Here is a 26,156-nt window from a genome sequence, read left to right as displayed (position 1 = left end):
CTGAAAATTCCTATCACATCAGTATTTTTAGACAATTCTTATGATAATGCCGTATTATTTGAGGGGTAAAAATAATATATCTAAAAAATTGACACCGTGTAAACAAATAACTTGATAAATTAAAGGATTTTCATAAAAATACTTAATGATATATAGTATAATAGGTTAGGATATATTTTGCTATATTTCCTCTCTGACCTAAGAGTAGTGATGCGCCTGCTAAAGATTGAATTTAGTAATTGTTTTTGAATAATACAAACCACGTGGCCATTTCCCCAAGCACATGTTACAGGTATTTTATCATGTAGCAAATTATGCGATTGAAAGGGGTGTTGCCTATTGGAGAGAGATGACACGTTGTTCAATCAATTTCAATTAATTTCAGTCATATAGAAAGGAAAGTCATGAGATTAAAAAAATTGTGGCTCTATATTTTAACGCCACTCTTAGTTCTATTTGGTTCTGCAGCTTTGACAAATACTGTTCAAGCGCAAGAACTTAAAAATGTCATCACCAAAGTTGGTATTTGGGAGACTGATAATGGGAAGTTTGTAACTCCAGATGCAAAAGGAGTTTACAATCTTGCACCTCAAAATCAATCTTACGAAAACTACAAGTTTGCTACTGATTTTGATTTGAGCGCTTACGATGGTATGTTGAATGATGGTGATACCTTTACATTCACTATTCCAGCTCCATTGTCTGTTCGTGCTGAAACCTTTGAACTCAAAGATAAAGAGACTGATACTGCTGTAGGTGATGCAACAGTTGTTTCTAATGGTGACAACCAAGGTGGTAAAGTTACCATTACTTTGAAAAACCTTGCTGAGTACCTTAAGAAAAAAGGTGGTACAGAAGTTCGTGGTGTTTCAGGTACCTTCTATGTAGCTTTCAGCTCTAAGAAAGAAACAGAAGAAGAATCAATTCAACTTGATAAGACTGAAACAAAAGATGATGTCAACTTCAAGATGAAGTTCAAAAAAGGTGGAGAACGAGACTATTCTGAAGGTATTGGTAAAACAAACATTAGTAAAGTTAATGGTACTATCAATAAAGAAAAATGGGAATCAGCCCTCCTTGAAAAATCAGGAGATTACATCCACAAGTGGAATCTTCGTGTAAACCCTAAACAAGCTGAGTACAACAAGATTGTAGTTCGCGACTGGGTTGACAAGGACTACTCACCAATGCAAATCATCCCTGAATCAATCGTGGTTACTGCTGGTTACTACAACAAAGTCTATGCTTTAGTTGATGACGTAACTCTTGAAGCAGGTAAAGACTACGAAATCAAGTGGAATGATTCTTACACTGAGTTTACTATTACCTTTAACAATGCTAAAGCAATCCGTGCTACAAATGGTAAAGCAGCAGCATTCCGTATCGTCTATAACACAACAGCGCCAGCTGATGGAACCAAAGTTCAAAACAATGCTGAAATTACAGCTGATGACCAAGTTCTTCCAGTGAGCGACGATCGTACTGAAACTGTTACAAAAGTTATCGGTAATTCAACAGTTACATCAGGTGGTACTATCCAGCTGAAAACTGGTTACCGTATCACGTTGTATAAAGTAGATGAAAAATCACTTGACCGTCTTGCAGGAGCTAAATTCAAGATTACTCCTCCAGAAGGTGTAACTACAGCGCAAGAAGAAACAGTAACAACAGACGCTAGTGGTATTGCCCAGTCTGCAATCTATACTGATGAGGACGTTAAGAAGGGTGAATTCACCATTACTGAGATTGAAGCTCCTAAAGGTTACCAATTGGATTCAACTCCAATCAAAGTAACTGTTGGCCAAGAAGGTGTTATCAAAACAATCTCAAACAAACGCAACAGTACAAAAGCTCAAATTCAAGCAATTAAAAAATTGACTGGTCGAGCTATGAAAGCTGGAGAGTTTGAATTCGACTTGTTCAATGATAAGACAAACAAAGTTGTTGAAACAGTAACAAATGATGCGGATGGTAATATCAACTTTGCTGAATTGACATTTGACAAAGCTGGTACATACAACTACCACATCGTTGAGAAAAAAGCGAACACAACTGAAAAAGGTGTTACTTACGATGCCAACCCTGTTGGCGTTACAGTTACTGTAACAGCAGATGCTGAGGGCAAATTGTCTGCAGCTGTCGCTTACGAAAATGATGATAAGACTTTTGAAAATACATACGCTGCTGAGAAAACTTCAGCTCCTATTGAAGTGACAAAAGCTCTTACCGGTCGTACCTTGAAAGCTGATGAGTTTGAGTTTGTCTTGAAGAACGACGCAGATGGCTCAGAAGTTCAAAAAGTGAAGAACACTGCCGACGGTAAGGTTAAATTCTCTCCAATCGACTACACTGCAGCTGGGACTTACAAATACACTATCGTTGAAACTAACGCTGGACAAACTATTGACGGTGTAACATACGATAGTCTCGAAGTGAAAGTCACAGTAGAAGTTACAGACGATGGTGAAGGAAAACTTACTGCTAACGTAACTTACCCAGCGGACAAAGAGTTTAACAACAGCTACGGAGCTTCAAAAACTCCAGCTCCTCTTGCAGTTAAGAAAACACTTACTGGTCGTGAGTTGAAAGCTGATGAGTTTGAGTTTACTTTGACAGACAAAGATGGTAATGTGAAAGAGACAGTCAAGAATGACAAAGATGGAAACGTTAAGTTCTCAGCCTTGTCATTCGATGAAGTTGGAACTTTCACTTACAAGATTACTGAAAAAGCTGGTACTGCTACAGGCATCACGTACGACACGAAAACAATCACTGCTACAGTTACTGTAACGGACAATGGTAAAGGTGCCCTCGAAGCAACTGTTACTTACGATGATGAAAAAGCATTCGAGAACACTTACACTCCAGCAGGAGCTACAAGTGTAACTCTTGGAGCTAAGAAAGTTCTTGAAGGTAAAGATCTTGAAGCTGGTAAATACAGCTTTGAGCTGAAGAAAGCAGACGGAACTGTTGTTGAAACAGTGACAAACGCCGCTGATGGAACAGTGACCTTCTCACCAATCTCATATGATGAGAGCCAAGTGGGAACTCACAAGTACACCATCTCTGAAGTTGCTGGAACTGAAACAGGAATCACTTACGATAAGACAGTTAAAGAAGTTGAAGTAACTGTTGAGAAAGTAAGTGCAACTGAATTGAAAGCAACAGCTTCAAAAGAAGCGAACGATCTTGTATTTACAAACACTTACACTCCAGCGAAAACTGAAGTTCCTGTGAAGAAAGTATGGAAGGACGCGAACAACCAAGACGGTAAACGTCCAACTTCTGTCACAGTTAAATTGCTTGCGGACGGTCAAGATACTGGTAAGACACTTGAGCTTAACGTCGCAAACAACTGGGCTGGAAGCTTCACAAACCTTGATGCTGATAAAGGTGGCACACCTATCCAGTACACGGTAGTAGAAGTAACTGTTGCTGGTTACACTTCTGATGTTACTGGTGACTCTGCATCAGGATTCACTATCACAAATAGCTATTCTCCAGAAACAGTTGATGTAAAAGCAACTAAGAACTGGGATGACGCTAACAACCAAGATGGCAAACGTCCAACCAAGATTACAATCAATCTTTTAGCAGACGGTCAGAAAGTTGATTCGAAAGAAGTTCAAGCAGCCGCAGATGGAACTTGGACTGTCGAATTCACGAAATTAGCAAAATATAAAGCTGGTAAAGAAATCAAATACACTGTAACAGAAGAAGCCGTAGCCGAATACGAATCAACTATTACAGACTTTACCATCACAAACAAATATGCTCCTAAAGCAATCGACTACAAGGTAACAAAAGTATGGAACGATGCGAACAACCAAGACGGCAAACGTCCTGAGTCCGTAACGGTTCAACTTTACAAAAAAGTAGGAGATGCTGATCCAGTAGCCGTTGAAGGTAAGAAATTGACCTTGACAGCTAAGGAGAAGACTGATGATAACACTTGGGTAGCATCCTTCACAAATCTTCCACAATACGAAGCTGGTAAAGAAATCACTTACTCTATCGATGAAGTAGATGTACCAGCTGGTTATGAAGCTTCTGTAACTGGTCAAGTAGTGACTAACACTCACAATCCAGAAACAGTCGTTCTTTCAGGAACTAAGGTTTGGGATGATAACAACAACCAAAGTGGCAAACGTGCAGATAAAGTGAAAGTTCAAATTCTTAACGGCGACAAAGTTGTTCAAGAAATTGAAGTATCAGAAGCAACTGGTTGGAAGTTCGAATCAAAAGCACTTCCTAAGTATGGAAATGGTACAGAAATCAAGTACACTGTCAAAGAAGTGGCTGTAAAAGAATATACCTCAACAGTTACTACGGACAAAGATGGTAAGTACACAGTTACCAATGAATACACACCAGAGAAAACATCTGTAAAAGGTAAGAAGATCTGGAAAGATGAAGAGAACAAAGACGGTATCCGTCCAGCATCTATCACAGTGAAACTTCTTGCCGATGGTCAAGACACTGGTAAGACTGCGGTAGCTTCAGAAGCAACTGGTTGGACTTATGAGTTTACAGGACTTGAGCGTTATAAAGATACTAAAGGTACAGAATTCAAGTACTCTGTAGAAGAAGTGCCGGTTGAAGGTTATTCATCTAAAGTAGAAGGCTTCAATATCACAAATACACACACTCCAGAAAAACCAACACCTGGCAAACCAAATGAACCAGGAAAACCAAGTCCAAAATCTCAACTTCCTAACACTGGTGAAAAAGCATCTAGCGCAGCAGTAGTTGCAGGACTTGCTTTGATGGCAGTGACTGGTGGATTGTACTTTGTAAGCCGTAAAAATAAATAATCTCTAAAAGAGAGTTAATTTTCAGTTAGTTCTTAGGAAGTAATTGGAAAGGAAATAGTCCAGAACAATTGTTCTGGACTATTCTTTTATCTTGAAAAATATGGAAGGCTTTTCAATCGTTTGAGTAGGGGACGACTAATGAAACTAATGGCAATAATCTTACCAAGATCAGGGAGGATAAAGGGAAGGACACCGACAGCTAGTGCCTGATCAAATGGCATACCAGCTAGGAAGTGGAGGCTGAGAATGCCTCCGACAAAGACGAGGGAGTCACCCAAGAGGTTGGCTAGGAAAATGCGAATGTAGCCACTATTTTGATGGATGAGATAAGATGTAAGTCCAGCATAGACAAGGTCGAACCAAAGATAACCTGCACTTGGGCCGACTAAAACGTGAAATCCAGCTCCTCCCCCTGCAAAAACAGGTAAACCAATGGCACCCAGCAAGAGATAGAGAGCTACAGATAGAACAGCTTCTCTGGGTCTAAAAACAGTAGCAATCAGACCGATCGCAAAGTTTTGCAGGGTGAAAGGTACAGGACCGATAGGGAGACTGATTTGTGCCAATACGGCGATGAGAGCAGCACCGATAGCAGGGATAGCATAGATATGAGCTTTTTTCAAAACTGTTAACCTCTTTTCAAAATTATAGTAACTATTATACTAATTCAGAAAGAAAAGTCAACCTATTTTTAAAAACAAGGTAACAATTTTGTAACGGCCGATTTTGCAAGTAAAAAGAGACCACATGTGGTCTCTTTCGGCAATTAGCGCATGGTCACAAATTCTTCTGAAGCGGTTGGGTGGATAGCTACTGTAGCATCAAAGTCCGCCTTGGTTGCTCCCATCTTAATAGCAACAGCGAATCCTTGAATCATCTCATCCACTCCGTAACCAAGTCCGTGAAGTCCAACAACTTTTTCGTCAGCACCGGCGGTGATAAGTTTGAAGCGAGATTCTTGACGATGGTTTGTAACGGCTGAGTACATGGATGCAAAGCTTGATTTGTAGACTTTGATGTTATCTTGGCCGTATTCTTTGATAGCTTGATCCTCGGTTAAACCAACCGTTCCAATTGCTGGGTGGGAGAAGACTACAGTAGGGATAGTCGTGTAGTCCATCTTGGCGTTTGTTTTCCCGTTGAAGAGGCGTTCAGATAAGGTGCGTCCTGCCTTGATGGCTACTGGGGTCAGTTCCTTCTCACCAGTAACATCTCCAAGAGCATAGATGCCATCTACAACTGTATTTTGATACTCATCTACTTGGATAAATCCACGTTGGTTGAGTGTGACGCCAGCCTTTTCTAACTCCAGACCGTCTACATTTGGACGGCGACCGGTAGCCCAGATAACTTGGCTGGCAGTATGACTAGAACCGTCTTCGAAATGAATGGTAATACCTTGCTCGGTTTCTTCGAGCTTGACGGGTACCTTGTGTGTGTGCAAAGGTAGACCTGTTTTTTTCATTTCATTGACAAGTCCTTCAACGATGTAGCTGTCAAAACCACGCAAGGGACGATCACGACGGACAAACAAATCCGTTTTTACTCCTAGCGCGTGGAGAACACCTGCTAATTCAACGGCGATATAACCAGCTCCAAGAATCGCAACGGAGTCAGGAAGTTGCTCCCAGGCAAAGACATCGTCTGAGCTGCCACCGAGTTCAGATCCAGGAATAGTTGGGATGCTTGGGCGAGCCCCAGTCGCAATCACGATATGCTTGGCACGAATCAATTCACCATTAACGCTGATCGTATGAGCATCAACGAAATGAGCACGACCTTCAATCAAATCAACACCGTTGCGCTTGAAACTTCCATCATAAGATGAGCGAGCACGGTCGATGTAGGCTTCACGATTTTGACGAAGTTTTGCGAAATCAAATTGAACATCTGAACTTGTAAAACCATAGTCAGGGCCGTAGTGGTGGAAGCTTTCAGCGATTTGCGCTCCATACCACATGATTTTTTTAGGAACACAGCCGACATTGACGCAGGTTCCACCTAATTTTTTCTCTTCGATAACAGCAGCTTTAGCACCGTGTTCACCAGCTCGGTTCATAGTGGCAATGCCGCCGCTTCCTCCACCGATGGCGATGATATCATATTCTCTCATAGAAAACTCCTTATAGCTTTGATAGTCATATTCTATCGTTTTTATTTTTTGAATGCAAAAATCTGCTACGATAAAAAAATTATAAAAACGCTTGCCAAATTCAAAAAGATATTGTATTATATATCTAGCACAATAATCCAATAAACGAATACCGAACGAAATAATGATCCTGAATTGTCATTGTTTCCATCTGAACTGTCATTGTTTGGTCTCGGTATTTCTGATATAATGGTTTTTGTAAGGCAAAAGAATAAAGGAGCTTAAAAATGAAAAGAAATAAGAAGGCAAAAAAATGGCAATTATACACAGCGATTGGTGTTGCCAGTGCTATTGTTATCGGTGCTGCGGGGATTTTGATTTTTAGACAACCTTCCCAGTCAGCAGTCAAGGAGGAAACCTCTCATATCGTTACTGCTAAGGAAGGTTCTGTTGCTTCATCGGTTCTCTTGTCAGGTACGGTTACAGCAAAAAATGAACAATACGTTTATTTTGATGCTAGTAAGGGAGATTTAGATGAAATTCTCGTTTCAGTCGGGGACAAGGTCGAAGAAGGGCAAGCTTTGGTCAAATACAGCAGTGCAGATGCTCAAGCTGCCTATGATGCGGCTGATCGTGCAGTTGCAAAGGCAGACCGTCATATCGAGGAGTTAAACAAGGCTCGTGAAAATGCATCAGCTACACCAGCTTCTCCACAGGTTCCAACAGAAGCTGGACTCCCAGAACAAGCGCAAGTAGCAACTTCTTCCGTATCCTCTATTGATTCTCAAATCAGTGATGCCAAGGATAACCGTGCAGATGCTGTGGCTCAGCTCAACAAGGCCCAAACACAGCTAGATGCTGCAACTGTCCTCAGTACACTAGAAGGGACTGTAGTTGAAGTTAATCGTAATGTTTCCAAATCGCCAACAGGTAATAGCCAAGTGGTAGTACATGTCGTAAGTAATGAAAACTTGCAGGTCAAAGGGGAGTTGTCTGAATACAACCTTGCTAACCTTTCTGTTGGGCAAGAAGTTACCTTTACTTCGAAGGTGTATCAAGATAAGAGTTGGACTGGTAAGATTAGCTATATCTCTGATTATCCTAAAAACAACGGAGAAGCAGCAAATGCAGCCCTTGGAGGGAATACTGGATCTAAGTACCCTTATACTGTTGATGTGACCAGCGATATCGGTGAGTTGAAACAAGGCTTCTCAGTCAGTGTGGAAGTCAAAAACAAGAGTAAGGCCATCCTTGTTCCTTTGACAAGTGTTGTTACCGAAAATGACAAAAACTATGTCTGGATCGTTGACGACCAGAAAAAAGCGAAGAAGGTAGAAGTTACTTTGGGGAATGCGGACGCAGACAACCAAGAAATTACTTCAGGTTTGACAGACGGTGCCAAGGTCATCAGTAATCCAACATCTTCCTTGGAAGAAGGAAAAGAGGTGAAGGCTGATGAAGAAACTAATTAGTCTCAAAAATATCTGCAGGAGTTATCGAAATGGTGACCAAGAACTGCAGGTCCTTAAAAATATCAATCTAGAAGTTCATGAAGGTGACTTTGTTGCTATTATGGGACCATCTGGTTCTGGTAAGTCTACGTTGATGAATACCATCGGAATGTTGGATACACCAACCAGTGGAGAGTACTACCTTGAAGGGCAAGAAGTTGCAGGTCTTGGAGAGAAACAACTGGCCAAGGTCCGCAATCAGCAAATCGGCTTTGTCTTTCAGCAGTTCTTTCTCTTGTCCAAGCTCAATGCACTTCAAAACGTCGAATTGCCCTTGATTTACGCTGGAGTTTCGGCTTCAAAACGTCGGAAATTGGCTGAGGAATTTCTGGAAAAGGTTGAGCTGACGGAGCGCAGTCATCATTTGCCGTCTGAGTTATCAGGTGGTCAAAAGCAACGTGTAGCGATTGCGCGTGCCTTGGTAAATAATCCCTCTATCATCCTAGCGGACGAACCTACAGGAGCCTTGGATACCAAGACAGGAAATCAAATCATGCAGCTGTTGGTGGAGTTAAACAAGGAAGGGAAGACTATTATCATGGTCACGCATGAGCCTGAGATTGCTGCCTATGCCAAACGCCAAATTGTCATTCGTGATGGGGTCATCTCATCAGACAGTGCCCTAGAAAAGGAGGAAAACTAAGATGCAGAATCTGAAATTTGCCTTTTCATCCATCATGGCCCACAAGATGCGTTCCTTCCTCACCATGATTGGGATTATCATCGGAGTTTCGTCTGTCGTCGTCATCATGGCTCTGGGAGACTCCATGTCTCGTCAGGTCAATAAAAACATGACCAAATCACAGAAGGATATCCATGTATTTTTCTCTCCTATCAAGAGCAAGGATGGCTCCTTTACTCAGCGTCAGTCAGCTTTGACAGTCAGTGGGAAAGAAGAGGATGTTCATGTTGAACCACCAAAACCACTAGAATCCTGGGTCAAGGAGGCTGCTAAACTTAAAGGAGTAGACAGCTACTATGTCACCAACTCGACCAACGTTACCTTATCTTATAAGGATAAGAAGGTTGAACGAGCGAATCTGACAGGCGGAAATAGCACCTACATGAACGCAGTTGAAAATGAAATCGTTGCGGGTAGAAGTCTAAGACCGCAAGACTACAAGGAATTTGCCAGTGTGATTTTGCTGGACGAAGAACTAGCCAAGAGTTTGTTTGATAGTCCCGAAGCTGCGGTTAATCAAATCATCTCTGTCAATGAATTTAGTTACCGTGTGATTGGCGTTTATACTAGCAATGAAGCTAAAACTGCTAAAGCCTTTGGGATTGGTGGTCTTCCAATTACGACTAACATCTCTCTCGCAGCCAATTTTAATACTGATGAAATCTCGAACATCGTCTTTCGTGTCAATGATACTAGTCTAACGCAGACCTTGGGTCCGGAGTTGGCTCGAAAACTGACTGAGATTGCTGGTCTTCAGCAAGGGGAGTACCAAGTTGCGGATGCAACCGCCGCCTTCCAAGAGGTACAACAACTATTTGGTTTTATGACAACCATTATCAGTGCCATCGCAGGAATCTCTCTCTTTGTCGGGGGAACTGGTGTTATGAATATCATGCTGGTTTCGGTGACAGAACGCACGCGTGAGATTGGTTTGCGGAAAGCGCTCGGAGCTACTCGGGCTAATATCTTGGTACAGTTTTTGATTGAATCCATGATCTTGACCTTGCTAGGTGGTGTCATCGGTCTTGGGATTGCTGCTGGAATGACCATGTTAGCTGGAGTATTGCTTCAAAACATGATTGCAGGTATCGAAGTTGGGGTTTCCCTCCCAATCGCTCTCTTTAGCTTGGCTGTGTCAGCAAGTGTTGGGATGATTTTCGGAGTCTTGCCGGCCAATAAAGCCTCTAAGCTTGATCCAATTGAAGCCCTTCGTTATGAATAAGATATAGAACAGGAAAAACAAGATGGACATTTGTCTATCTTGTTTTTGTATGGATTTCTTTATCGAAAATCACCGAAAATATGATATAATGAAGTGTTAGAAAAACAGGTTTCATTAGCCTGGAAAGGAAAAATTATGTCTGAAAAGAATTTTTATATTACAACACCGATTTACTATCCATCTGGTAAACTTCATATCGGTTCTGCCTACACAACCATTGCTTGTGATGTCCTAGCACGTTACAAACGCCTTATGGGCTACGATGTCTTTTATCTGACAGGTCTTGACGAGCATGGCCAGAAAATCCAGCAAAAAGCGGAAGAAGCTGGCATCACACCTCAAGCCTATGTTGATGGGATGGCGGTTGGAGTCAAAGAACTCTGGGAATTACTCGATATCTCATACGATAAATTTATTCGTACAACGGATGACTACCATGAAAAAGTAGTGGCTCAAGTCTTTGAACGCTTGCTTGCTCAAGATGATATCTACTTGGGTGAATACTCTGGCTGGTATTCAGTTTCAGATGAGGAATTCTTTACAGAAAGTCAGCTTGCGGAAGTTTTCCGTGATGAAGCTGGAAATGTGACAGGCGGTATCGCTCCATCAGGTCACGAAGTGGAATGGGTTTCTGAAGAATCTTACTTCCTGCGCCTCAGCAAATACCAAGACCGTTTGGTAGAATTTTTCAAATCGCACCCTGACTTCATCACTCCAGATGGTCGTCTTAATGAAATGCTTCGTAACTTTATTGAGCCAGGTTTGGAAGACTTAGCGGTTTCTCGTACAACCTTTACCTGGGGTGTGCCAGTCCCATCCAATCCAAAACATGTTGTCTACGTTTGGATTGATGCCCTTCTTAACTATGCGACAGCTCTTGGATACGGTCAAGAGGACCATGCTAACTATGATAAATTCTGGAATGGAACAGTCTTCCACATGGTCGGAAAAGACATTCTTCGTTTCCACTCCATCTACTGGCCAATCCTTCTCATGATGTTGGATATGAAATTGCCTGACCGCTTGATTGCCCACGGTTGGTTCGTCATGAAAGACGGCAAGATGTCTAAGTCTAAAGGGAATGTCGTTTACCCTGAAATGCTAGTAGAACGTTATGGACTGGATCCGCTTCGTTACTACCTCATGCGTAGCCTTCCAGTCGGTTCAGATGGAACCTTCACTCCAGAAGACTATGTCGGCCGTATCAACTATGAATTGGCCAATGACCTTGGAAACCTCCTTAACCGTACGGTTTCTATGATTAACAAGTATTTTGATGGGCAAATCCCTGCCTATGTAGAAGGTGTGACAGAGTTTGATCATTCTCTTGCTCAAGTAGCTTCTGAATCAATTGCTGATTACCATACACACATGGAAGCAGTTGACTACCCACGTGCCCTTGAAGCAGTATGGACTCTTATCTCACGTACCAACAAATACATCGATGAGACAGCCCCATGGGTCTTGGCTAAGGATGAAGAGCACCGTGACCAATTGGCAAGTGTCATGAGCCACTTGGCAGCCAGCCTTCGTGTCGTAGCTCACATGATTGAGCCATTTATGATGGGAACTAGTCGCGCTGTATTGGCACAACTTGGTCTAGCAGAAGTTTCTAGCCTTGAGAACTTGAGTTTGGCTGACTTCCCAGCAGATGTGACTGTTGTTGCCAAAGGAACACCAATCTTCCCACGTCTCGACATGGAAGAAGAGATTGCCTATATCAAAGAACAAATGGAAAGCAACAAACCAGCCGTCGAAAAAGAATGGAATCCAGATGAAGTTGAACTCAAACTCAACAAGGATGAAATCAAGTTTGAAGACTTTGATAAGGTCGAGATCCGTGTCGCAGAAGTCAAAGAAGTGTCTAAAGTTGAAGGTTCTGACAAGTTGCTTCAATTCCGACTAGATGCTGGTGATGGTCAAGACCGTCAAATCCTCTCAGGAATTGCAAAATACTACCCAAACGAACAAGAATTGGTCGGCAAGAAAGTCCAAATCGTTGCCAACCTCAAACCACGCAAGATGATGAAAAAATATGTCAGTCAAGGAATGATCCTCTCAGCTGAACATGATGGCAAATTAACCCTTCTAACAGTTGATCCAGCTGTACCAAACGGAAGTGTGATTGGGTAAAAATCTAGAAAATATTCTATAAAAAAAGGAGTCGCTTATGAAAATTATTTCAGTGTTTAATAACAAAGGTGGAGTTGGCAAGTCTACCTTATCCTATCATCTGGGAAAAGCATTAGGAACTTTAAGTAAGAAAGTGCTTTTCGTTGATTTAGATCCCCAATGTAACTTAACAATAAATGCTATTAGGGAGTCAGAATTAGAGAAAATTTGGAGTGAAGAAGATGATTTTATCGATGATTATGAGGGGGCTCTTAACCGTGATGATAAAAAAATTACAGAACTTATGTCTAATCCAAGATCTATTCATTTTTTATTAAAACCTGTTGAAGACGGCTTGAATGATGTTGAGGAATTATCACCAGCGATTAATTTGTCTGAGAATGTTTATCTAGTTCCAGGTAGATTATCATTGCATAAATTTGAAAATAGGGTATCAGAAAGATGGAGTGGGTTGTATCAAAATGATAATTTAAGTATTAGAACAGTAACAAGTATCAGGAATATCTGTCAGAGATATGCTGAAAAATATGATATAGACTACGTGATTGTTGATACGTCACCCAGTTTAGGAATTTTAAATAAAACTATCATATCTACAGTTGATGGTTTCATTATTCCTGCTCAACCTGATATGTTTAGTTTATATGGTATAAGAAATATAGGAACTTCTTTAGAGTCTTGGGGACGAGAATTTGGTATAATTTACAGCCTAATTTCAAAAGATAAGCGTATTAAATTCCCTGATAAATCAGTGCAATTCTTGGGTTATACTCTGTATAATGCAAAAAAATATGATGGTAAAAATGAATATGGGTTAGCTGATGCACACTTTAGTTATGCTAAAAGGATCCCCAGTGTAATTGAAAGGTATATAAATTCTGATAATAAAATCAATTATAAAGAAATAAATAATCCTATTGCAAATAATGCTGTTGTACACTCGCATAATACATTTCCATCTGTTGCGCAGGCGTTAAAATGTGCAATGTGGGAGGTTCCAGACACATTTCAATCATTAAAGGATACGGAGTATCTTAAAGATCAAAATATAGAGACTTTTAATACAGGAAATAATAGCAAATATAAAGCAACTTTATCTGCTTATCAGACTTTTGCAAAAGATTTAATGGAGCGAATTGAGGTTTTATGATGAACGATTTAGATGCTAGAATCAATGAAATTGTAGAACACTATTCTAACGACAAGACTTTAAAATTTAAGCAAGAAATGATTATAGAAAATGTGCAGAAGTCGTTTGAAAAGAATCCTGCATTCAATGTAAACGGGCATAGTGTTATTCATTCTATCCGTTCTAGAATAAAAGATCCAGAGCATTTACGAGATAAATTGAAAAGAAAATCCTCATCGAATCGAGAGATTACAGTAGACAACTATTTAACAGAAATTACTGACCTTGTAGGTGTTCGAGTGTTATTTTTATTTCAAAATCAGTTTAAAATTATACATGAAGGGATTTTAGAATGGATTAAAAATAATGGATGGAAATTAGTAGAAGAGCCTAAAGCCTATACATGGGATCCTGAAATGGAGAAAATTTATGAGTCTATGAATATCAATCATGAGATGAAGGATAGTCACTACACTAGCGTTCATTATGTTATAAAACCTGATAATGACTATAATGATGTTTGTTGCGAAATACAAATTAGAACATTATTTGAAGAAGTTTGGGGAGAAATGGACCATACTATTAATTATCCTTACAAAACGGAAAGTGTTGCTTGTCAAGAACAACTTAAAGTCATGGCGAAACTAGTTAGTTCAGGAACTAGATTATGTGATTCAATATTTAGGAGCTATGAAGAGCATCAAAACACCCATACTCAAATAGGAGAATAAAAATAAGATTTGAATATTGAAGTCATTACGAAAGATGATTATGTGACTTTAGCAGGAGTCTGAAGAAACGGAGAAGGTATAGGGGAAATTATAACTGTAGATGGAGAAACGAACAGAAATGAGAGTATCTCACCAAATTCGATTTCCAATTCTAAGTTTTCAACACTCAACATTCGGTCAGGGAATTCGGTGCTATGATTGCTTTATTTAAAATTGGCTTTAGAAATCCGTATGGTGTTCAATCTGATAGTAGTAGACCGAGATTAGTTTTTGGGCAGAATATCGGAAATGTTTCTGCTGAACAATACTATTATAAACAGTAGGAAAAATCATAATCACCCGTCTAACGGGTGGTTTGCACCAGGGCTATAAGCCCAGATCATCAGCCAGCGCCTAAAGGCGCTGGCTTTCACGTTGTTCAAGCCTCATTGCTCTTGACTCGTCACTGCCTCTTAAAGAGGCTTTAGTATTACTTACCACTATCCCTAAAGGGATCCTCATATTCTTTTACACTTAATTTATCTAGTGCTATATCATGCTTTTCCTGTTCTTGAATATATTTCTTAATTGTGGCTTCATTAAGCCCTACTGTACTTACATAATAACCTTCTGCCCAGAAATGCCGATTCCCAAACTTGTACTTGAGGTTGGCGTGTTTGTCAAACATCATGAGTGCACTTTTACCTTTTAAATACCCCATAAAACTTGAAACACTTATCTTCGGTGGAATACTGACTAACATATGTACATGGTCTGGCATTAAGTGACCTTCGATAATCTCAACACCTTTATAACTACATAATCGATGGAATATTTCTCCCAAACTGCTTCGATATTGATTATAAATTACTTTTCGTCTATACTTAGGGGTGAACACAATGTGATATTTACACATCCACTTTGTGTGTGATAAACTATGTGCCTTTTGTGCCATATTTTTCTCCTTTCGCTTTACAATTGGCTTGAACACCTTTATTGTATCGCGTTTGGAGTTTTTTGGTATAACCTTCGATGCGCACCCGCATAGCGGGTGGTTTATTTGTCTCGCACCTTGCGGAGCGAGACGGACTAATAGTCACATAATTAGAAATCCGAGAACAAAAATAGTTACTGTTCTCGGATTTTTAAATCACATTTTTGTTTAAAACAAACAAATAATATGAAAAAAACAGGATTGAACTCGGCACTGACCCCCAATAATGGGACATGAGAAAAACCCTATGATGCGATCAGTTTTCTGTAATCTATGGGAGACTGGTCATTTAGTTTCTGTTGAATTCTAGTTTCATTATAAAATATGATGTAAGATTGACAATTTCTGTTATACTATCTTTAGTTAAGTTTTTCCATTTATGGAGATAGAAGGTTTCAGACTTGAGGACAGAATGAAACCATTCAATACAGGCATTATCTGCTGGTGTTCCTTTTCGGGACATGGAGCGGGTGATGCCTTTTTCTGTACAAGCTTGATAGTAGACTTTTGAGGTGTAGACAGATCCTTGGTCGCTATGTAAAAGTACTCCTTGAGGTAGCTCAAGTTGATTAAGTGTGTTGAGCACAAAGTCCGTATCTTGGCATTCAGAGATAGTATAAGCTACAATTTCACGATTATAGAGATCCATGATCGAAGATAGATAAAGTCTACAGTTTCCAAAGTAGAGGTAGGTGATGTCTGTGACAAGCTTCTCCATAGGCTTGTCTGCCTGAAAATCACGATCCAGCATATTGTCTGTTACATAAGTAAGGCTTCCCTAATTTAGGTCCCTTCTTGGGACGGACACGGCAGAGGTAGCCCTTTTCCTTCATGATACGATAAACCTTCTTGCGATTAACGACGTGGTTATAAACTTTCCTGAGCAAGTGAGTGATGGTTCGATAGCCGTAAATAAAGTGATTTTCCATACAGAGTGCCTCGATTTTATCTGCTATTTCGTCTTTTTTATGAGAATTTTTACACTCCTGTTTCCAGTGATAAAATGTTGAGTGTTTGACTCCGAAACACTCTAAAATAATCGATACAGGGCACGTTTTCTTATACTCTTTCACTAGCTTGATAAGACTTACTTTGTCGATTCTCTTACCAAGCTATGATACTTTTTTAGTAATTCTACCTGCAAATGTAACTGTTTCACTTCAGATAACTGGTTCATCCCTTTACCATAAGTATATTGTTTCCCCACAGATTGGTGGAAACGGTACAATTCATCATTCTGATACCATTGCCACCAAGTCTTGGCCCGACTAACATTTTTGATACCGAGGGGATCCATGATAACCTTATTTGATTTACCCGCCTTCTTCATTTCGATACAGGCTAGCTTAGTTTCTACTGAATATGCTTTTTTGACCATAATAAAACACTCCTGTTTCTAGTTTACTAGAATTCAACAGGAGTGTTTTCTTGTGTCTCATTTTATGGTTGCAGTGCCTTAGGCACGCTGGTTTTTCTTGTTATGTGCGAGATTTTCTAAGAAGTAATCCATCTCCTTTTGCGACCGGAGGACAATTACTTTCTCAGGGTAGGTTTCTTGAACCCGTTGATAGCGTTCTTTAGCATGTTTTGTCCGCCCATCCCAGAGAATCCATCGGATAAAATCCCAGTCAAAGCGTTCAGGACAGCCTGCTGCCATACTTTCTCTGACTTTACCTCGGTATGTGAGATACCGTTTAAAGGCTCGAAAGAGACAAGTCCATGGGGAAAAGTTGAGAAAGATGATTTGGTCAGCTTCCAGCATTCTTTCTTCATAGCAACACCAAGAGTAGTTGCCGTCGATGACCCAAGCTTCGTGCTTTGTGAGAAAGTTTTTCATCTCGGTCAACATCCATTCGCGGTCACTGTCTTGCCAACCAGGTTGAAATTGAAGTGTATCCATATGCAGTTTGGGGATGGAGTAGTAGTTTGACAACTTTTCAGCTAGAGTTGACTTGCCAGCTCCAGAATATCCTATGATTGCGATTTTCATTTTCTACCTTTTCTGATTAGAGGACAAAAAAACAGCCTCTGTGGACTGTTTCTTATTTAGCAAGTTTAGCTGAAAGACGAGCTTTGTCGCGGCTTGCTTTGTTTTTATGAATCAAACCTTTAGTTTCTGCTTTGTCGATAGCTGAGCTAGCAGCACGGAAAAGTTCTTCAGAAGGGTTTGCTTCGAAAGCTTTGATAGCAGTACGCATAGCTGATTTTTGAGCTGAGTTTTTTTCGTTTTGTTTAACGTTCAATTCAGCGCGTTTGATAGCTGATTTAATGTTTGCCAATGTTCTTACCTCCATATTTACTAACTATACCATTATATATGAAAACTTAGGTTTTGACAAGGGGAAATTATTTTTTTAGGTAAATTTCATCGATTTCATGGTTTTTAGTCTTGTGGAGAATGACCTCGGCGCGATTCCTTGTCGGTTCGATATAGTTTTGTAGATTTGTGAGATTAATACTGGTCCAAACCTGGTGAGCAAATGCTTCAACTTCTCCAATTGGCATTTGTGTAAAACGGTGGTAGTAGCTGTTGGGATCATTTTGGGCAAAGCTGAGGAGTTTTAAGAAACGATCCAGATACCAACTTTCAATGTCCTCGACAGCAGCATCCACATAGATGGAGAAATCAAAGAAATCAGTGATGTAAAGGCGCTCATTTTGAGGATTTTGAAAGACATTGATGCCCTCGACAATGACAAAATCAGCAGCTTTGACACGTTGTTTCTCTCCAGGGACGATGTCATACACTTCATGAGAATAGACAGGAATATCGACATCTTGCCCATTCTTTAGACGATCAAGAAAATTCAGCAAAGTTTCCATATCATAACTTTCAGGAAAACCTTTGCGATTTAAGATATCTTGGTCCATCAAGGTTTGATTGGGATAGAGAAAACCGTCAGTTGTCACCAATTCTACAGTAGCATCCGGGAGAGTACGTGACAAAAGAATCTGAAGTAAGCGACTAGTAGTCGATTTCCCCACAGCAACACTACCAGAAACCCCAATGATAAATGGTTGGGATTTGCTTTCGCGTTGAAGAAAAATTCCTTTTGAAAATGCCAAATCATCCTTGGTGCGCTTGTAAATATGGATAAGATGAACTAGGGGAAGATAGACATCTGTTACGTCCTGTAGACTAATCTGGTCATTGAAACTCTTGATGGATTCTAACTCTTCCTCTGTCAAGGGAGGGGTTGTTTTGCGATGCAATGATTGCCAAGTCTGGCGACTGATTTTTTCAAAATGTAAAAATTCGTTGGTCATTTGTTTTCCCCTAGATATTTTGTCTATCATACCATAAAAAGCTAAAAAAATAAAGCGGTTTCTTGATGGTAGTAAGTCAATATCGTATAATAGAGGTAGATGGAGGTTGAATAATTTAATGATGAGATAGGGAATGGTTTCTGAAGACTTATCAGTTATTGAAAGTGGGCTTTTTGGTTCACAACTTATTGGAGGTGTGTCATGAAAATCTTAAAACGTTATATATTGGAACTCTGTTTTATTTTAAGTTTTGCACTACCTTTTATAAGGGGAGCGAATGCGGATAATGGTAGACGCTTTGTAGAAACCTATTACGGTTTTACCTTCTTAATGGATCATCTCCTTGTAACAGTTATCTTTATCTGTTCACTCTTGATTGCCTGGCTAGTAAAAAAGCAGTGGACGAAATGGCTTGCTGCCGGTAGTTATCTATTTTTGATTTTGTGGATTGCTACAGAAGGATATCTATTCCGTATGTCACTAGAAGATTTGATACGACTTTGGACAAGTTTGGAAATCTTGACACAAACTTATCAGTTGGGTTTTTATCTAAACATCATATTGGGAATCTTGTTGATAATAAAGTATTTTAAGGTTAAGAAATAGTAATAAAAATGCGCCCGATTGCAGACGAACTGTTTTTTCCTGACTATGATAATTTGTAGTTCCCGATAGATTGTAATGTATTTCTAATAGTTGAAAGAGATTGAAGAAAAGGTCTTTTTGACTAGGATTCTTCAGTCTTTTTCATTTGATCATCACTTTGTAAATGATTTACAATTCAAGCCAAATTATGGTAAAATAGTTTTATGAGTAAAATGTATTATGCAGAAAATCCTGATGCTACTCACGACATTCATGAGTTGAGAGTGGAGTTGTTGGGAGAAAACATGACCTTTTTGACGGATGCGGGTGTTTTTAGCAAGAAAATGGTTGACTTTGGGAGTCAGCTCTTGCTCAAGTGTCTAGAGGTAAATGAAGGAGAGACGGTCCTTGATGTGGGTTGTGGTTATGGGCCATTGGGCTTGTCATTGGCCAAGGCTTATGGAGTTCAGGCGACCATGGTCGATATCAATAATCGTGCCTTGGACCTAGCGCGACAAAATGCTGAACGTAATAAAGTAGAAGCAACGATTTTCCAATCCAATATCTATGAACAAATTGAAGGGAAGTTTGACCATGTTATTTCCAATCCGCCGATTCGAGCGGGAAAACAAGTTGTTCATGAGATTATCGAAAAGAGCAGAGAATTTTTGAAAGACGGAGGAGATTTAACCATCGTCATTCAGAAAAAACAAGGAGCTCCAAGTGCTAGAAATAAGATGGAAGACGTTTTTGGAAATTGTGAAATCGTAAAGAAAGATAAGGGATATTATATCCTTAGAAGTGTGAAAGAATGAGAGCAGTTGATTTAATCCAAAAGAAACGAGATGGTCAAGAACTGACTGCAGCTGAAATCAAGTGGCTGGTAGAAGGCTATGTGGCTGGAACAGTTCCAGATTATCAAATGTCTGCTTTTGCTATGGCTGTTTATTTTAAAGGAATGACCACACGTGAGATTTCTGATCTGACGATGAATATGGTCAAGACAGGTCAGGAGTTTGATTTGTCAGCTATTGAGGGGGTTAAAGTTGATAAGCATTCGACTGGTGGTGTAGGTGATAAGGTGACCTTAATCTTGGCTCCACTTGTTGCGAGTTTCGGTGTGCCCGTTGCTAAAATGAGTGGTCGTGGTCTCGGCCATACTGGTGGGACAATTGATAAATTGGAGTCCATTAAGGGCTATCAAGTCGAGCGAAGTCAAGAAGATTTTATTCGTCAGGTACAGGATATTGGTGTATCTGTCATTGGGCAGTCCGATCAGCTGGTTAAAGCAGACAAACTTCTCTATGCCCTCCGTGATGTGACAGCAACTGTCGACACGATTCCTTTGATTGCTAGTTCGGTGATGAGCAAGAAAATTGCTGCAGGAGCGGATGCCATTTTGCTAGACGTAACGGTCGGTGAAGGTGCCTTCATGAAGACGGTTGATGATGCGCGCGAATTGGCTCAAACCATGGTGGATCTTGGTAAGGCAGTTGGTCGAAAGACGGTAGCAGTCATTACCGATATGAGTCAGCCCTTGGGAAGAGCCATTGGGAATCGTCTCGAAATCCTTGAGGCGATCGAGATTCTTCAAGGAAAAGGCCGAGAAGATATTAGTCACTTTATCTGCGAATTGGCTCAGATTATGCTTGGCTTGGCTGATGTTGAGAAAACGATCGAGGAAATCCGTCAACACCTGGAAAATGGCCAAGCACTGGCTAAGTTTGAAGAAATGGTAGCAGCACAAGGCGGTGATTTAGAAAATCTCTATCGCCCCGTCAAAGTTGCCCATGTGGTGGAAATTCCAGCTCAAGATGCAGGTGTTATTTCAGCTCTTCCTGCAATGGAATTTGGACTCTATGCCATGAGACTAGGAGCTGGTCGTGCAGTCAAGTCTGATGACTTGGACTATGAAACAGGGATTGTTTTTGAAAAGAAAGTTGGAGACTCCGTTCAAAAGGGTGAAATTGTTGCAAAAGTTTATACAAATGGAAAAATTTCTTCTGAACTAGTTACAGAATTTCAAAAATATGTTAAAATAAATGATGGAGTGCAAAGTTTACGAGAAATTATAGAAATTATCTCATAAAACCAGGGAGAATCCGAATATGAAGTTAAATAAATATATCGATCATACGCTTTTAAAGCAAGATGCAAGTCAAGAACAAATTAATCGTTTGCTATCTGAAGCGCGTGAGTATGACTTTGCCAGCGTTTGTGTTAATCCTACATGGGTTAAACATGCGAAAACAGGGCTTGAAGGCTCAGATGTAAAGGTTTGTACAGTAGTAGGTTTTCCTTTGGGAGCAACAACTTCATCTGTGAAATCTTTTGAAACAAAAGAAGCTGTCCAAAACGGTGCAGATGAGATTGATATGGTTATCAATGTCGGTGCCCTCAAATCAGGAAATCTGAATTTGGTTGAATCGGACATCCGTGCTGTCGTAGAAGCAAGTGGTGACAAGTTGGTTAAGGTCATTATTGAAGCTTGCTTGTTGACAGACGATGAAAAGGTTGTGGCCTGCCAATTATCCCAGAAAGCAGGCGCTGACTTTGTCAAAACATCAACTGGATTTTCAACAGGTGGTGCCACTATTGAGGATGTTCAGTTGATGCGTGAAACAGTCGGGCCAGATATGGGAGTTAAGGCGGCTGGTGGAGCTCGTTCATATGCAGATGCTGTCGCTTTTGTGGAAGCAGGCGCTACCCGTATCGGAACATCTGCTGGTGTAACAATCTTAAAAGGAGAATTAGCAGATGGCGACTACTGAGTTGATTGAACTAGCAATTGAAACCAGCAAACAAGCCTATGTCCCCTATTCTCACTTTCCTATCGGAGCTGTTTTAGTTGCCAAGGATGGTAGTATTTATACGGGTGTGAACATCGAGAATGCTAGCTATCCCTTGACTAATTGTGGAGAACGTACTGCTATTTTTAAAGCAGTTTCGGAGGGGCAACGGGAGTTTTCAGAATTGATTGTCTACGGACAAACTGAAAAACCCATCTCGCCATGTGGTGCTTGCCGCCAGGTCATGGTTGAATTTTTTGAACAAGATCTAAAAGTGACTTTAGTCGCTAAAGATAAATCGACGGTCGAGATGACGGTCGGGGAGTTACTTCCATACTCATTTACAGACTTAAATTAGTCTGGGCCACTCTTGTAGTGGCTGTGGTCTGTGTGACCAAACAATCCATACTTGCAACATCGTTGCACATCTTATTTAGGAGGTTCAGTAATGAACAAGAAACAATGGCTAGGCCTTGGTCTAGTTGCAGTAGCAGCAGTTGGACTTGCTGCATGTGGTAACCGCTCTTCTCGTAACGCAGCTTCATCTTCATCAGAAATGAAGACCAAAGCAGCAATCGTAACAGATACTGGTGGTGTTGATGATAAATCATTTAACCAATCAGCTTGGGAAGGTTTGCAAGACTGGGGTAAAGAACACAATCTTTCTAAAGATAAAGGTTATACTTACTTCCAATCAACAAGCGAAGCAGACTATGCTAACAACTTGCAACAAGCGGCTGGAAGTTACAACCTGATCTTCGGTGTTGGTTTTGCCCTTCACAATGCAGTTGAGGAAGCAGCAAAAGACCACTCTGACCTAAACTATGTCTTGATTGATGATGTGATTGAAGGTCAAAAGAATGTTGCGAGCGTAAGATTTGCGGATAACGAAGCAGCTTACCTTGCTGGTGTTGCAGCAGCGAAAACTACGAAAACAAAACAAGTTGGTTTTGTAGGTGGTATCGAATCTGAAGTTATTTCACGTTTTGCAGCTGGATTCAAAGCTGGTGTTGAGTCAGTAGACCCATCTATCAAAGTCCAAGTTGACTACGCTGGTTCATTTGGTGATGCTGCCAAAGGTAAAACAATTGCAGCAGCTCAATATGCTGCCGGTGCAGACGTTGTCTACCAAGCAGCTGGTGGTACAGGTGCTGGTGTCTTTGCTGAAGCAAAATCATTGAACGAAAACAAAAATGAAAACGAAAAAGTTTGGGTTATCGGTGTAGACCGTGACCAAGCAGCAGAAGGTAAATACACTTCTAAAGATGGTAAAGAATCTAACTTCGTTCTTGTATCTACATTGAAACAAGTTGGTACAACTGTAAAAGATATTGCCAACAAAACAGAAAAAGGTGAATTCCCTGGTGGACAAGTGATTGTTTACTCATTGAAAGATAAAGGGGTTGAGCTAGCAGTAACAAACCTTTCAGAAGAAGGTAAAAAAGCTGTTGAAGATGCAAAAGCTAAGATCCTTGACGGAAGCGTAAAAGTTCCAGAAAAATAATGGATAAAAGTCATTTCTTAGGAAGCGGCCATCGGTCGCTTCTTTAAGAATTGAGGCAATTTTTGTCTCAATAGAGCTTGTTAATGTGATTAGCAGGTTTTATTGAAATAAAATAAACCTCTGAAAGGAAGAGCATATGGCACACGAAAATGTCATTGAGATGCGGGATATTACCAAGGTGTTTGGTGAATTTGTAGCAAACGACAAAATCAACTTGCAACTGCGAAAAGGTGAAATCCATGCACTTTTAGGAGAAAATGGAGCGGGTAAATCCACTCTGATGAATATGCTGGCAGGACTTCTTGAACCAACGAGTGGTGAAATTGTGGTGAATGGTCAGGTTGTAAAACTAGACTCACCATCTAAAGCCGCTGGTCTTGGAATTGGGATGGTTCACCAACATTTCATGTTGGTTGAAGCTTTTACAGTAGCTGAGAATATCATTTTAGGGAGTGAAATCACTAAAAATGGTGTTCTAGATATAGCTGGTGCTACTAAAGAAATCAAGGCTCTTTCTGAACGTTATGGTTTGGCAGTGGATCCAGCTGCTAAGGTGGCGGATATTTCCGTTGGTGCCCAACAACGTGTAGAGATCTTGAAAACACTCTATCGTGGTGCTGATATCCTTATCTTTGACGAACCTACAGCCGTATTGACTCCTTCAGAGATTGATGAGTTGATGGCAATCATGAAAAACCTTGTCAAAGAAGGGAAGTCTATCATTTTGATTACCCATAAACTGGATGAGATTCGTGCGGTATCCAATCGAGTGACGGTTATCCGTCGTGGGAAATCAATCCAGACAGTTGAAATCGCAGGGGCAACAAATGCGGACTTGGCAGAAATGATGGTTGGACGCTCAGTCTCCTTTAAAACGGAAAAACAAGCACCACAACCCAAAGAAGTGGTCTTGTCTATCAAAGACTTGGTTGTCAATGAAAACCGCGGTGTACCAGCTGTGAAGAATCTTTCTTTGGATGTTCGTGCTGGGGAGATTGTCGGTATTGCAGGTATTGATGGCAATGGTCAATCTGAACTCATTCAAGCCATTACAGGTCTTCGTAAGATTGAGTCAGGTAGCGTTGAATTAAAAGGCAAATCAATCGTAGGGATGCATCCTCGACAAATTACAGAACTAAGCGTGGGGCACGTTCCTGAGGACCGTCACCGTGATGGCTTGATTTTGGAGATGATGATTTCAGAAAATATCGCTCTTCAAACCTACTACAAAGAACCACTCAGCAAGAATGGTATCTTAAACTATGCAAATATCACTTCACATGCTAAGAAATTGATGGAAGAATTTGACGTCCGTGCGGCAAGCGAATTTGTTCCAGCAGCAGCTCTTTCAGGAGGAAATCAACAAAAAGCGATTATCGCACGTGAGATTAATCGTGATCCTGATCTCCTTATCGTCAGCCAGCCAACTCGTGGTTTGGATGTCGGTGCCATTGAATATATCCACAAACGTTTGATTGAAGAGCGTGATAACGGGAAGGCTGTCCTTGTTGTCAGCTTTGAATTGGATGAGATTTTAAATGTCTCAGACCGAATTGCTGTTATTCACGATGGTAAAATTCAAGGTATTGTATCGCCAGAAACAACTAACAAACAAGAACTTGGTGTCTTGATGGCAGGTGGAAACTTGGGAAAGGAGAAGAGTGATGTCTAAAAAATTACAACAAATTTCGGTTCCCTTGATTTCCGTATTCTTAGGAATCTTGCTCGGAGCCATTGTCATGTGGATCTTCGGATATGATGCTATCTGGGGTTATGAGGAGTTGTTCTATACAGCTTTCGGTAGTCTTCGTGGAGTTGGTGAAATTTTCCGTGCCATGGGTCCTCTTGTCTTGATAGGTCTTGGTTTCGCAGTTGCCAGTCGAGCAGGTTTCTTTAACGTTGGACTTCCTGGTCAAGCACTTGCAGGCTGGATTCTCAGTGGTTGGTTTGCCTTGTCAAATCCAGATATGCCTCGTCTCGTTTTGATTCCATTGACAGTGATCATTGCTTTGATCGCAGGTGGAATTGTTGGTGCGATTCCAGGTATCCTCAGAGCCTATCTCGGTACGTCAGAGGTTATCGTGACCATCATGATGAACTACATTGTATTGTATGTGGGAAATGCCTTTATTCATGCCTTTCCGAAAGATATTATGCAAAGTACAGACTCAACGATTCGTGTTAGTGCCAATGCTACTTACCAGACACCATGGTTATCAGAGTTGACTGGAAATTCCCGTATGAATATTGGAATCTTCTTTGCAATCATTGCTGTAGCTGTGATTTGGTTCTTGCTCAAGAAAACGACTCTCGGTTTTGAAATTCGTGCAGTTGGTCTTAATCCCCATGCTTCAGAGTACGCTGGTATTTCAGCAAAACGTACAATCATTCTATCAATGATTATCTCTGGTGCCTTGGCTGGTCTTGGTGGGGCGGTAGAAGGTCTTGGAACCTTCCAAAACGTTTACGTTCAGGGATCATCATTAGCTATCGGATTTAACGGGATGGCAGTTAGTTTGCTTGCTGGAAATTCACCAATTGGAATTCTCTTTGCAGCCTTCTTATTTGGTGTTCTACAAGTTGGTGCACCGGGTATGAACGCAGCGCAAGTTCCGTCTGAGCTTGTCAGCATTGTAACAGCGTCTATTATCTTCTTTGTCAGCGTTCACTACATTATCGAACGCTTTGTCAAACCTAAAAAACAAGTTAAAGGAGGTAAGTAAG

General features: G+C 40.6%; 21 protein-coding genes and 1 pseudogene. 15 read left to right on the top strand and 7 right to left on the bottom strand.

Translation table 11 applies throughout. The annotated features are described in order from the left end of the window. The first annotated feature begins 404 nt into the window (after positions 1 to 404). A complete protein-coding gene (locus EL140_RS05785; protein ID WP_001237375.1) occupies positions 405 to 4,814 on the top strand; it encodes a Cna B-type domain-containing protein in 4,410 nt (1,469 codons plus the stop codon). An 86-nt stretch (positions 4,815 to 4,900) separates the two neighbouring features. On the opposite strand, the gene EL140_RS05780 is transcribed toward EL140_RS05785, so the two are convergent. Together EL140_RS05780 and gor are read right to left on the bottom strand one after the other, a co-directional pair. Beyond that, a complete protein-coding gene (locus tag EL140_RS05780) occupies positions 4,901 to 5,437 on the bottom strand; it encodes a biotin transporter BioY (protein WP_000709019.1) in 537 nt (178 codons plus the stop codon). 143 nt (positions 5,438 to 5,580) lie between these two features. Then, the gene (gor, locus tag EL140_RS05775; protein ID WP_001209552.1) at positions 5,581 to 6,927 is read right to left on the bottom strand and encodes a glutathione-disulfide reductase; all 1,347 of its coding nucleotides are present in this window, start codon (positions 6,925 to 6,927) and stop codon (positions 5,581 to 5,583) included. 266 nt (positions 6,928 to 7,193) lie between these two features. Between gor and EL140_RS05770 the strand changes: the two genes are divergently transcribed. The 6 genes from EL140_RS05770 (at position 7,194) to EL140_RS05745 (ending at position 14,314) form a co-directional block, all read left to right on the top strand. Continuing rightward, positions 7,194 to 8,378: an efflux RND transporter periplasmic adaptor subunit gene (locus EL140_RS05770; protein WP_000827878.1), complete on the top strand. Its 1,185-nt coding sequence runs from the start codon at positions 7,194 to 7,196 to the stop codon at positions 8,376 to 8,378. Further along, positions 8,362 to 9,060: an ABC transporter ATP-binding protein gene (locus EL140_RS05765; RefSeq protein ID WP_000733785.1), complete on the top strand. Its 699-nt coding sequence runs from the start codon at positions 8,362 to 8,364 to the stop codon at positions 9,058 to 9,060. Before EL140_RS05770 ends, EL140_RS05765 begins: the two co-directional genes overlap by 17 nt. Position 9,061: 1 nt before the next feature. Further along, positions 9,062 to 10,321, top strand: a complete 1,260-nt coding sequence (locus EL140_RS05760; RefSeq protein ID WP_001180398.1) for an ABC transporter permease — start codon at positions 9,062 to 9,064, stop codon at positions 10,319 to 10,321. A gap of 135 nt (positions 10,322 to 10,456) precedes the next feature. Then, positions 10,457 to 12,454, top strand: coding sequence for a methionine--tRNA ligase (metG, locus tag EL140_RS05755; RefSeq protein ID WP_001291350.1), 1,998 nt, complete (start codon positions 10,457 to 10,459; stop codon positions 12,452 to 12,454). 37 nt (positions 12,455 to 12,491) lie between these two features. Continuing rightward, the gene (locus tag EL140_RS05750; protein ID WP_000692021.1) at positions 12,492 to 13,604 is read left to right on the top strand and encodes a ParA family protein; all 1,113 of its coding nucleotides are present in this window, start codon (positions 12,492 to 12,494) and stop codon (positions 13,602 to 13,604) included. Then, complete coding sequence (locus tag EL140_RS05745; protein ID WP_002874674.1) at positions 13,601 to 14,314, top strand: GTP pyrophosphokinase; 714 nt, start codon at positions 13,601 to 13,603, stop codon at positions 14,312 to 14,314. The genes EL140_RS05750 and EL140_RS05745 overlap by 4 nt, the downstream gene beginning before the upstream one ends. 469 nt (positions 14,315 to 14,783) lie before the next feature. Here EL140_RS05745 and tnpA read toward each other — a convergent pair whose 3' ends face one another. From tnpA to coaA, 5 genes and pseudogenes are all read right to left on the bottom strand, one after another. Then, positions 14,784 to 15,248, bottom strand: a complete 465-nt coding sequence (gene tnpA, locus EL140_RS05735) for an IS200/IS605 family transposase (protein WP_000057437.1) — start codon at positions 15,246 to 15,248, stop codon at positions 14,784 to 14,786. A 284-nt stretch (positions 15,249 to 15,532) separates the two neighbouring features. Further along, positions 15,533 to 16,668 (bottom strand): annotated as a pseudogene (locus EL140_RS05730) (IS3 family transposase). A gap of 75 nt (positions 16,669 to 16,743) precedes the next feature. Beyond that, complete coding sequence (locus tag EL140_RS05725) at positions 16,744 to 17,277, bottom strand: DNA topology modulation protein (RefSeq protein WP_000684210.1); 534 nt, start codon at positions 17,275 to 17,277, stop codon at positions 16,744 to 16,746. Positions 17,278 to 17,329: 52 nt separating this feature from the next. Beyond that, positions 17,330 to 17,566 carry a 30S ribosomal protein S20 gene (rpsT, locus tag EL140_RS05720; protein ID WP_001274000.1) on the bottom strand — a complete coding sequence of 79 codons (237 nt, stop codon included), beginning with the start codon at positions 17,564 to 17,566 and terminating at the stop codon, positions 17,330 to 17,332. Between the two features lie 67 nt (positions 17,567 to 17,633). After that, complete coding sequence (coaA, locus tag EL140_RS05715) at positions 17,634 to 18,554, bottom strand: type I pantothenate kinase (protein WP_000180523.1); 921 nt, start codon at positions 18,552 to 18,554, stop codon at positions 17,634 to 17,636. Between the two features lie 201 nt (positions 18,555 to 18,755). Here coaA and EL140_RS05710 point away from each other — a divergent pair, with 201 nt between their 5' ends. From EL140_RS05710 to EL140_RS05675, 8 genes are all read left to right on the top strand, one after another. Continuing rightward, a complete protein-coding gene (locus tag EL140_RS05710; protein ID WP_000698103.1) occupies positions 18,756 to 19,160 on the top strand; it encodes a hypothetical protein in 405 nt (134 codons plus the stop codon). A 203-nt stretch (positions 19,161 to 19,363) separates the two neighbouring features. Next, a complete protein-coding gene (locus EL140_RS05705) occupies positions 19,364 to 19,954 on the top strand; it encodes a class I SAM-dependent methyltransferase (protein ID WP_002874668.1) in 591 nt (196 codons plus the stop codon). Beyond that, positions 19,951 to 21,228, top strand: coding sequence for a pyrimidine-nucleoside phosphorylase (locus tag EL140_RS05700; protein WP_001202930.1), 1,278 nt, complete (start codon positions 19,951 to 19,953; stop codon positions 21,226 to 21,228). The genes EL140_RS05705 and EL140_RS05700 overlap by 4 nt, the downstream gene beginning before the upstream one ends. 19 nt (positions 21,229 to 21,247) lie before the next feature. After that, a complete protein-coding gene (gene deoC, locus EL140_RS05695; RefSeq protein WP_000773706.1) occupies positions 21,248 to 21,910 on the top strand; it encodes a deoxyribose-phosphate aldolase in 663 nt (220 codons plus the stop codon). Beyond that, complete coding sequence (locus EL140_RS05690; protein WP_000246111.1) at positions 21,897 to 22,286, top strand: cytidine deaminase; 390 nt, start codon at positions 21,897 to 21,899, stop codon at positions 22,284 to 22,286. Before deoC ends, EL140_RS05690 begins: the two co-directional genes overlap by 14 nt. Positions 22,287 to 22,376: 90 nt before the next feature. Further along, positions 22,377 to 23,432 carry a BMP family lipoprotein gene (locus EL140_RS05685; protein WP_001036150.1) on the top strand — a complete coding sequence of 352 codons (1,056 nt, stop codon included), beginning with the start codon at positions 22,377 to 22,379 and terminating at the stop codon, positions 23,430 to 23,432. A 136-nt stretch (positions 23,433 to 23,568) separates the two neighbouring features. Beyond that, positions 23,569 to 25,104, top strand: a complete 1,536-nt coding sequence (locus EL140_RS05680; RefSeq protein WP_000929833.1) for an ABC transporter ATP-binding protein — start codon at positions 23,569 to 23,571, stop codon at positions 25,102 to 25,104. After that, positions 25,097 to 26,155 carry an ABC transporter permease gene (locus tag EL140_RS05675; RefSeq protein ID WP_000038688.1) on the top strand — a complete coding sequence of 353 codons (1,059 nt, stop codon included), beginning with the start codon at positions 25,097 to 25,099 and terminating at the stop codon, positions 26,153 to 26,155. Before EL140_RS05680 ends, EL140_RS05675 begins: the two co-directional genes overlap by 8 nt. The last annotated feature ends 1 nt before the right edge of the window (position 26,156 follow it).

This window comes from Streptococcus oralis ATCC 35037 (assembly GCF_900637025.1).
Lineage (GTDB): Bacteria > Bacillota > Bacilli > Lactobacillales > Streptococcaceae > Streptococcus > Streptococcus oralis.
Note: the sequence above shows the minus strand (reverse complement) of the source record. Positions and strands in the feature narration are given on the sequence as shown.

Excerpts from the sequence above, each read along its gene's own strand:
- EL140_RS05785 (WP_001237375.1), top strand. The coding sequence starts at position 405 with ATGAGATTAAAAAAATTGTGGCTCTATATTTTAACGCCACTCTTAGTT.
- gor (WP_001209552.1), bottom strand. The coding sequence starts at position 6,927 with ATGAGAGAATATGATATCATCGCCATCGGTGGAGGAAGCGGCGGCATT.
- EL140_RS05770 (WP_000827878.1), top strand. The coding sequence starts at position 7,194 with ATGAAAAGAAATAAGAAGGCAAAAAAATGGCAATTATACACAGCGATT.
- EL140_RS05765 (WP_000733785.1), top strand. The coding sequence starts at position 8,362 with ATGAAGAAACTAATTAGTCTCAAAAATATCTGCAGGAGTTATCGAAAT.
- EL140_RS05760 (WP_001180398.1), top strand. The coding sequence starts at position 9,062 with ATGCAGAATCTGAAATTTGCCTTTTCATCCATCATGGCCCACAAGATG.
- metG (WP_001291350.1), top strand. The coding sequence starts at position 10,457 with ATGTCTGAAAAGAATTTTTATATTACAACACCGATTTACTATCCATCT.
- EL140_RS05750 (WP_000692021.1), top strand. The coding sequence starts at position 12,492 with ATGAAAATTATTTCAGTGTTTAATAACAAAGGTGGAGTTGGCAAGTCT.
- EL140_RS05745 (WP_002874674.1), top strand. The coding sequence starts at position 13,601 with ATGATGAACGATTTAGATGCTAGAATCAATGAAATTGTAGAACACTAT.
- tnpA (WP_000057437.1), bottom strand. The coding sequence starts at position 15,248 with ATGGCACAAAAGGCACATAGTTTATCACACACAAAGTGGATGTGTAAA.
- EL140_RS05725 (WP_000684210.1), bottom strand. The coding sequence starts at position 17,277 with ATGAAAATCGCAATCATAGGATATTCTGGAGCTGGCAAGTCAACTCTA.
- coaA (WP_000180523.1), bottom strand. The coding sequence starts at position 18,554 with ATGACCAACGAATTTTTACATTTTGAAAAAATCAGTCGCCAGACTTGG.
- EL140_RS05710 (WP_000698103.1), top strand. The coding sequence starts at position 18,756 with ATGAAAATCTTAAAACGTTATATATTGGAACTCTGTTTTATTTTAAGT.
- EL140_RS05705 (WP_002874668.1), top strand. The coding sequence starts at position 19,364 with ATGAGTAAAATGTATTATGCAGAAAATCCTGATGCTACTCACGACATT.
- EL140_RS05700 (WP_001202930.1), top strand. The coding sequence starts at position 19,951 with ATGAGAGCAGTTGATTTAATCCAAAAGAAACGAGATGGTCAAGAACTG.
- deoC (WP_000773706.1), top strand. The coding sequence starts at position 21,248 with ATGAAGTTAAATAAATATATCGATCATACGCTTTTAAAGCAAGATGCA.
- EL140_RS05690 (WP_000246111.1), top strand. The coding sequence starts at position 21,897 with ATGGCGACTACTGAGTTGATTGAACTAGCAATTGAAACCAGCAAACAA.
- EL140_RS05685 (WP_001036150.1), top strand. The coding sequence starts at position 22,377 with ATGAACAAGAAACAATGGCTAGGCCTTGGTCTAGTTGCAGTAGCAGCA.
- EL140_RS05680 (WP_000929833.1), top strand. The coding sequence starts at position 23,569 with ATGGCACACGAAAATGTCATTGAGATGCGGGATATTACCAAGGTGTTT.
- EL140_RS05675 (WP_000038688.1), top strand. The coding sequence starts at position 25,097 with ATGTCTAAAAAATTACAACAAATTTCGGTTCCCTTGATTTCCGTATTC.